Annotated in this window: 12 protein-coding genes; 9 read left to right on the top strand and 3 right to left on the bottom strand. The window is 59.0% G+C overall.

What is annotated here, in order from left to right:
• Window positions 1–174: 174 nt before the first annotated feature.
• From UC32_RS18475 to UC32_RS18435, 9 genes are all read left to right on the top strand, one after another.
• Window positions 175–372 carry a hypothetical protein gene (locus UC32_RS18475; protein ID WP_045732627.1) on the top strand — a complete coding sequence of 66 codons (198 nt, stop codon included), beginning with the start codon at window positions 175–177 and terminating at the stop codon, window positions 370–372.
• Between the two features lie 12 nt (window positions 373–384).
• The gene (locus UC32_RS18470) at window positions 385–735 is read left to right on the top strand and encodes a hypothetical protein (protein ID WP_045732626.1); all 351 of its coding nucleotides are present in this window, start codon (window positions 385–387) and stop codon (window positions 733–735) included.
• A 56-nt stretch (window positions 736–791) separates the two neighbouring features.
• Window positions 792–1,019 carry a glutaredoxin domain-containing protein gene (locus UC32_RS18465; protein ID WP_045732625.1) on the top strand — a complete coding sequence of 76 codons (228 nt, stop codon included), beginning with the start codon at window positions 792–794 and terminating at the stop codon, window positions 1,017–1,019.
• A 52-nt stretch (window positions 1,020–1,071) separates the two neighbouring features.
• A complete protein-coding gene (locus UC32_RS18460) occupies window positions 1,072–1,407 on the top strand; it encodes a hypothetical protein (RefSeq protein ID WP_045732624.1) in 336 nt (111 codons plus the stop codon).
• Window positions 1,408–1,488: 81 nt separating this feature from the next.
• Entirely contained in the window at window positions 1,489–1,884 is a 396-nt protein-coding gene (locus UC32_RS18455) for a hypothetical protein (RefSeq protein ID WP_045732623.1), read from the top strand.
• A gap of 46 nt (window positions 1,885–1,930) precedes the next feature.
• A complete protein-coding gene (locus UC32_RS18450) occupies window positions 1,931–2,296 on the top strand; it encodes a hypothetical protein (protein ID WP_045732622.1) in 366 nt (121 codons plus the stop codon).
• A gap of 88 nt (window positions 2,297–2,384) precedes the next feature.
• Window positions 2,385–3,017 carry a ParA family partition ATPase gene (gene parA / locus UC32_RS18445; RefSeq protein WP_045732621.1) on the top strand — a complete coding sequence of 211 codons (633 nt, stop codon included), beginning with the start codon at window positions 2,385–2,387 and terminating at the stop codon, window positions 3,015–3,017.
• A gap of 12 nt (window positions 3,018–3,029) precedes the next feature.
• Window positions 3,030–3,257 (top strand): hypothetical protein, encoded by a 228-nt coding sequence (locus tag UC32_RS18440; RefSeq protein ID WP_045732620.1) that lies wholly within the window; start codon window positions 3,030–3,032, stop codon window positions 3,255–3,257.
• A gap of 90 nt (window positions 3,258–3,347) precedes the next feature.
• Window positions 3,348–4,253: a hypothetical protein gene (locus tag UC32_RS18435; protein ID WP_152642663.1), complete on the top strand. Its 906-nt coding sequence runs from the start codon at window positions 3,348–3,350 to the stop codon at window positions 4,251–4,253.
• Window positions 4,254–4,266: 13 nt separating this feature from the next.
• Here the strand turns inward: UC32_RS18435 and UC32_RS18430 are convergent, their stop codons facing one another.
• The 3 genes from UC32_RS18430 to UC32_RS18425 all read right to left on the bottom strand — a co-directional run bounded on the left by UC32_RS18430 (window position 4,267) and on the right by UC32_RS18425 (window position 6,272).
• Window positions 4,267–4,845 carry a recombinase family protein gene (locus UC32_RS18430; RefSeq protein WP_045732618.1) on the bottom strand — a complete coding sequence of 193 codons (579 nt, stop codon included), beginning with the start codon at window positions 4,843–4,845 and terminating at the stop codon, window positions 4,267–4,269.
• A gap of 436 nt (window positions 4,846–5,281) precedes the next feature.
• Complete coding sequence (locus tag UC32_RS21025) at window positions 5,282–5,602, bottom strand: hypothetical protein (protein ID WP_235423704.1); 321 nt, start codon at window positions 5,600–5,602, stop codon at window positions 5,282–5,284.
• Window positions 5,603–5,882: 280 nt separating this feature from the next.
• Window positions 5,883–6,272 carry a heavy metal-responsive transcriptional regulator gene (locus tag UC32_RS18425; RefSeq protein WP_012623503.1) on the bottom strand — a complete coding sequence of 130 codons (390 nt, stop codon included), beginning with the start codon at window positions 6,270–6,272 and terminating at the stop codon, window positions 5,883–5,885.
• Between the last annotated feature and the right edge of the window lie 8 nt (window positions 6,273–6,280).

Below are 6,280 nucleotides of genomic sequence, written 5' to 3'. Positions count from 1 at the left end.
ACCGGGGCAGTACGGCTGGGTTCTAAGGCACATGGGGGCTCCCAGCGAGCTACTGGCGGGGACCACCACTGCCAGGAGCGGCGCATACAGGCATATTTTCCTAGGGGGGCTTGAATAAATGTTCCTAGGGGGACTAGAGTAGAGATATCAGCAGCCCACCGAGAGGAATCGAAAATGCTCACCGAAACCACTTACGCAAGCGGAAACGCCGTCACCTTCGACCATGAAGACAAGTGGTTCCAGACCTTCGGAGCCACCAACAACATCCTCAGTGGTGACTACGTAGCCGCCGGAGGAACCGGACGCCAGCACTTCTGGATCGATAAGGAAACCCTGCGGGCATACGTCCCCGCCGCTATCCGCCACGAGTGAAGGAGCACCCCCATGATCCGCAAGTGCACCGCCCTGGTTATCCCCGCCCGACTCAGCGACGGAGTCACAGCCAACCCCCAAGACGTCCGCCACGGCACTCTTGAAGCGCTGTACGGACAGCTGGACTGCATTGTCAACGGCGACTGGCAGGTCTACCTCAGGGCCAACACCCGGAACCTCCGCCCCAACGTACGCGCCGGGCAATTGCTTCGGGAGACAGGCCTCTATCTGCCCGAGGTAGCAGGCACCGCTATTTATCTGGGACGCGCGGAACACGGCTGGGACACCGACGCCCCAACCCACCTGATCCGCCTCGCTGAAAAGTTGTTCGACATCCGCCTTCCCGCCGCTGAATTCGTCTAGCCAGCCAATGGTGGCCTGGAACCCTGGCCACCCCCGATCCCAAGGGAGCCGGAACCATGAGCATCACCGTCTACACCATCACCGATGAAACAGGCCGTGAGTGCAGTAACTGCACGGCCACCAAAAAGGCTTTGACCCGTCAGGGAATCATGTACCAGGTCAAGGAGATGACAACGACGGAGAGGGACACTTTCCGGCAGGCCGGCCACATGGCCGCGCCTGTCGTAGTCACCGATTCAGATTCATGGTCAGGCTTCCGACCCGACAAAATTCTTACCCTCTAATGAGTATCTAATCATTTACTCAATTGAGTATTGACAGCGAAAAGGAAGGATCATGATGGAGTTGGCCGGCCAGCTCACGCTATTCGACGCGGAGCGGTTCCCCACCGTATTTGACCCGGAAGGTTACGAAGTCGCCTACTGCCCGGCATGCCATTCCAACTGGGGAGCCGAACGTGCCCGCGCCCGCAGAAGCGAGCAAGAGCGCATCGAGCAAGACCACGAGCTGCAGGCCGATGGCCGCTGCGCCTACATGCACAAGCATCTCGTTACGGAGCCCTTTTACACGCTCAAAGAGATTCAACTGATTCGTGTGGGGGGATGGCCCACACCTCACCCACGCCCTGCCGGTTTTACGGGCTTGTACCAGCTCAACGAGGAATCCTGCTAGCCCCCCTGCGACAACTGCTCTAGGGGGACTAGCGTAGACACGGACAGCTGCCCGGACGCCAGGAAAGGACTCCCCCAACGCATGACAACCAAACGTGAGTTTGAAGCAATCGCCCATAAAGAGGGCAAATGGTGGGAGATACGTATCCATCAAATCAACCAGGCAGCCCGGGCCAGCCGCGCAAAAGACATCCAGGACATCGCTGCCGACCTCGTGGCCACGACGCTCAACCTCGATCCGGAAGAGGTAACGGTGCACGTCACCCTGAGAGCGCCTGGAAACATCATGGAACGCTGGACCCAGGCACGGGACGACCTGGAGAAGGCCCAGGAACTATCGACAAAGGGAGCCGCGGAATCCCGTGCCGTCATCGCCGAACTGAGCGAGGACTTCACCATCACCGAAGTAGCCCGCATGCTCGGCATCTCCACGCAGCGCGTATCGCAGTTGAAAGCCAAGAAAGCCCCGCCCGCATAGCCCAGGGCGGCCGGACGAGACACCCATACAGACAAGGAGACGACCAATGGACAACGAAACGCCCGAAGTGGTTCGCGCAGCAGATGAAGCCTATGAGGCTATTCGGGCAATCAATCACCTCACCCTTACGCAGGTCTATGCTGCTCCAACCGTGTACAGCGTCCTAGGGAACCTTAAGGGCATGGGACACTTGCTCCCCCAAGCATGCACGCAGCTGGCACGATCACTTGGAAAATCACTCAACGAATACGAGGTCTACGAAGACGACGGGCAGGACCCGGTCCAGAGCGTCGCCACGGCGGCCGACCACCTGACCCGGGCGGCCAACCTCGCTGCGGAACTTGGCACCGAACTCGAGAAGGCGCAAAGCGCCATATCTCGCCAAGGTTACAGGGACACGCCGCTCCCCTAGCTTCTCTCAAATACTCATCTACTCATGCGACACTCAAATGAGTATTTCCTCAAATACTCATTTGAGTTTGGACAGAACAGGACGCCACGTGAAAGTCATCGCAGTTCTCAACCAAAAAGGCGGAGCCGGCAAAACCACAATTGCCACGCATCTCGCCACGGCGCTGAGGCTTGCCGGCCATACGGTGCTGCTTGTTGACTCAGATCCCCAAGGCAGTGCGCGGGACTGGGCCGCAGCCCGCGAGGATCATCCGATGCCAGTAGTCGGAATGGACCGGCCAACCATCGAGCGGGACCTGAAGAGCATCGCCCCCGTGGACTTTGTCATCATCGATGGAGCCCCACAAGCAGCAGACCTCGCAGTGTCAGCCATCAAAGCCAGCGACTTCGCGCTTATCCCCGTGCAGCCCTCGCCTTATGACATCTGGGCAACATCCGACTTGGTTGACCTGGTGAAGCAGCGAATCGAAATAACGGACGGAAAGCTGCAGGCAGCTTTTGTTGTTTCCCGCGCCATTACTGGAACGAATATAGGTAAGGAAGTTTCCGGGATCCTGGAAGGCTACAACCTCCCCGTCCTGCAGTCCCGGGTGCACCAGCGCGTTGACTATCCAGGAACCGCTGCCGGGGGATCAACCATCCTGGAAGACTTCCCGGGATCTCCAGGGGCCAAAGAGATCCAAGAGCTCACCAGCGAACTCCTTGCACTTGTGAGTAAATGAGGAAATGAGTAAATGAGTAGTTTTTCCAAATTGTCCACTGGTCGCCCCAGTCAGTCCGCCACAGCCAAAGCCAAATTGATGGAAAGCCTCAAGGACGAGGTTCCAGCCGAACAGCTTCAGCGGGTGAACTTTGAAGTCCCCAGAAGTAAGCATGCCAAGCTCAAAATCCTCGCTGCCAAGCGCAATCAAAGCGTCAAAGAGTTCCTGACCGCTTACATAGATTCGTTTCCAGATGAGTAATTACTCATTTGAGTATTTGAGTAGGGGCGAGGATACCAGGGCACTAACTAGTTTTGCTTGGAAACGGGCGGACTCGGCATGAATCGCCGCATGACGCTGCCTATCTGGGAGAGCCTTGTCGCCGAAACTCAGTTCGCCTCCGATCTGGCCTTGGTCGGGCTTCGTAGGCTGTGTTCTGTCCCGACGGCTCCTGATTTGTTCCCCTGGGGCAGCAAAGATCAGAATTACGCACTTCATGTTGGGATGCACTCGTATTCGTCCGGATTGGAGCGCCTGTGCAAGCTGGCTATTGCCTGCAACGGGTACGCGGTCGCTGGCGAGTTCCCGAGGCTGCGTGACTACTCCCATAAAATTGGGAACCTCCTCAACGCGGTTGAAAAGTTGCCGATGCCCCCGTCGGGCCCCGGCATCGCGCGGCGTAAGAGGGGATACCTCGTCCGCCCGCTGGACGCCCTAGACCCCGACCTCACGAACATGGTCGAGCGGTTCGCCAACGGGGCTGGCAGATACGAGCACCTAGATTCGCTTTGGAACGATGACGCCGAGGTCAATACGTACAAGGAGTGGTCTGCACTTGCTGCAAGGGCTTCGGTCTCGGAAGACGTGCGCCGGCTGATCTCGATCAAGGAACGAGCGGCCGACGCAATCCAATCGGAACTGGTTGACAACGGGCTCCTATGGACCTCGCAGCGAGTAATACAGGACCTGGCTCTTGACCTGTACAAGCCGTCAGTCGGCGTAGTGATGAGCCTTTTCCGGAAGGTTCGGTGGGTGTCCGCAAACCTTGATGTGGCCACTTACTACACACGTCAGGAACTGCCACTGCTGGGGGAGATTGTCTCTCGAATCTTCATCCACACTTCCGCGGACTTCTTCAACTACCACATCGCAAGAATCGGGGACGAGGAAGCCGTGGGCGAAGAGCTCGAAGCCGCACACGAACGAATTCGCTTACGTGAGGCGGAAGAGGACGATGAAGGCCCCCTGGCGCCATGAGCCGACTTAGGTCTTAGTCCTTATCGTCGTGGCGAGGCGGTAGGTGGCGGTACAGCGTTGTTCGGGCCAGCCCCGTTTTGCTGACAATTTCCCGCATCGGGATACCCTTCTCCCGCAGCATGGCAGCGTGTTCAAGCTTGTCGGGATCGACAACGGAAGGCCGGCCCGTCCGCCGGCCATGTGCCGTCGCCACCGCCCTCGCATGGGATGCCCGTTCGGTTGCGTAGGTTCGTTCCATCTCTCCGAAAAGTGCCAGCATCACCACCGCCAGCTGCGCCATGGGGCTGTCCGGGTCCGATGTGTCGATTGGCAAGGGATCAGCCAGCGTCCGGACGCCCACCCCGCGACCTTTGAGCTCGTGCATCAGGTTCAGAGTGTCCCGCACCGTGCGCCCCAGTCGGTCCAAAGTATGCACCACGATCACATCACCAGCCCTGGCATGGTCCAACGCCCCCTGAAGGCCGGGCCGGTCCCTTGTGGCTCCGGACTTCTTATCGGCGAACACTTTGGTGATCCCGGCGACCGCCAGCGCATCCAGTTGCCGCCCTAGGTCCTGCTTCGCCGTTGAGACTCGCGCATATCCGATTTCCATCCGAGCACCGTACCGAAAGTTGCGCCTGTGACCTCCTTCTATGGCGGGCGTTTTGGCATAACATCCGGGACGCGAAGATTACGCGAAACGGTGCGGATCTGTCAGTTTTCGAAGTCGGCTGCACGGAATGTCCAAAGTCGTCTGCACAGCCCGCACCCATTGATCCCTGGACTTGAACTGTCTTGCATCGCTAGGGATTCGAGGCACTGAGGTTATGAGACACAGGAATTCAACTCTCCCGTAAGGGGATCCTGTACCGGCAACTGGGATGCATCGGTAGTGGAGAGCGCCTGACCGATCACCGTGGTTGCCGTGCTTAGGGCCGGGCGTCAGCTTCGCCGGGCTTGCTCGCCAGTTATCGCCAAGAAACGGCCCGCACGTCGAAAGTCACGGGCAACGAACCCAAGGCCTATGACCAATCCTGCCGCGCCGATGGTCATGAACCACCCGAACGGCTGTCTCCACGTCTAGCGAAATTTACGGCTTGAGGAATGAAGATGAGCGGGATCATTGGTTGCACCAGTAGCTGGGTGGCAACGTTCTTGCGAAGTTGCACCGCAGCGGCCCTGACGACCGGAAGGTGCTCGATATCTAGTGGTGCTTTTCCCGTGATCTGCCGGCGGATGCGCTTTCGTTCGTCGCTCTCCAAAGAGAGCAGCACGTCGATTCTTCCGGACTGCACAGCCGGCACAACTTTCTTCGCGTTGTAGATCAGGCCGCCAATCCAAGGCAGTACATGCGGCGAGTGAAATCCCAAGTGCCAGAAGGTTAGGTCCTTTGTCTGCAGTATTCGGGAAAAATCAGGGCTCCAATTGCTGCCCCACAGCCACGGAGAGTGCAGTCCAAGCGGGCAGTAACGGGTGTAATACCTCTTTATGGCCTCCCGTTGTCCTGGACGCCTTCGGCTCGTCGCATGGCCACTGTCCGGCCCTCGTTGGACTCGGCCATAAGATCGTCAATGCCGCTCATTGCTGCACAGTTGGCGCAGAATGCCTTGCGAACGGTCGTTCCCGTACTCCGTGCCTGAGGCGGAGTTCTTAAAGATAGCTGCAGATTTGGTCGGGATCACATTTCCTGGGGTCGCCGGCGGCCGCGGTGTCGTGGAATTCCGCGACTGCTGCGCGGAGGGCGGTAAGTTCGGCGATCTGGGCGTCGAGGTCAGCGAGTTGCCGGGCGAGCAGATCCCTGACATGGGTGCAGGGGGCGGTGCCATGGTCACGGACGGTGAGGATGTCACTGATCTGGGCCAGGGTTAGGCCCGCGGCGCGGCCCCTGCGGATGAATTCAAGCCGCGTGATGGCTTCGCCGCCGTAGTCGCGGTATCCGTTGGTAGCGCGATGGGCGGGCGGGAGAAGTCCCCGGTCCTCGTAGAACCGAAGGGTCTTGGTGGTCATGCCTGCAGCCGCTGCGGCCTCACCGATACGCATCATGTGCT

Origin of the sequence: Pseudarthrobacter chlorophenolicus (assembly GCF_000962805.1) — a bacterium.
GTDB classification, from domain to species: Bacteria; Actinomycetota; Actinomycetes; order Actinomycetales; family Micrococcaceae; genus Arthrobacter; species Arthrobacter chlorophenolicus_A.
The sequence above is the reverse complement of the archived record's forward strand: the minus strand, read 5'-3'. Positions and strand labels throughout refer to the sequence as shown.

Coding starts and splice junctions, on each gene's coding strand:
- UC32_RS18475 (WP_045732627.1), top strand. CDS start 175: ATGCTCACCGAAACCACTTACGCAAGCGGAAACGCCGTCACCTTCGAC.
- UC32_RS18470 (WP_045732626.1), top strand. CDS start 385: ATGATCCGCAAGTGCACCGCCCTGGTTATCCCCGCCCGACTCAGCGAC.
- UC32_RS18465 (WP_045732625.1), top strand. CDS start 792: ATGAGCATCACCGTCTACACCATCACCGATGAAACAGGCCGTGAGTGC.
- UC32_RS18460 (WP_045732624.1), top strand. CDS start 1,072: ATGATGGAGTTGGCCGGCCAGCTCACGCTATTCGACGCGGAGCGGTTC.
- UC32_RS18455 (WP_045732623.1), top strand. CDS start 1,489: ATGACAACCAAACGTGAGTTTGAAGCAATCGCCCATAAAGAGGGCAAA.
- UC32_RS18450 (WP_045732622.1), top strand. CDS start 1,931: ATGGACAACGAAACGCCCGAAGTGGTTCGCGCAGCAGATGAAGCCTAT.
- UC32_RS18440 (WP_045732620.1), top strand. CDS start 3,030: ATGAGTAGTTTTTCCAAATTGTCCACTGGTCGCCCCAGTCAGTCCGCC.
- UC32_RS18435 (WP_152642663.1), top strand. CDS start 3,348: ATGACGCTGCCTATCTGGGAGAGCCTTGTCGCCGAAACTCAGTTCGCC.
- UC32_RS18430 (WP_045732618.1), bottom strand. CDS start 4,845: ATGGAAATCGGATATGCGCGAGTCTCAACGGCGAAGCAGGACCTAGGG.
- UC32_RS18425 (WP_012623503.1), bottom strand. CDS start 6,272: ATGCGTATCGGTGAGGCCGCAGCGGCTGCAGGCATGACCACCAAGACC.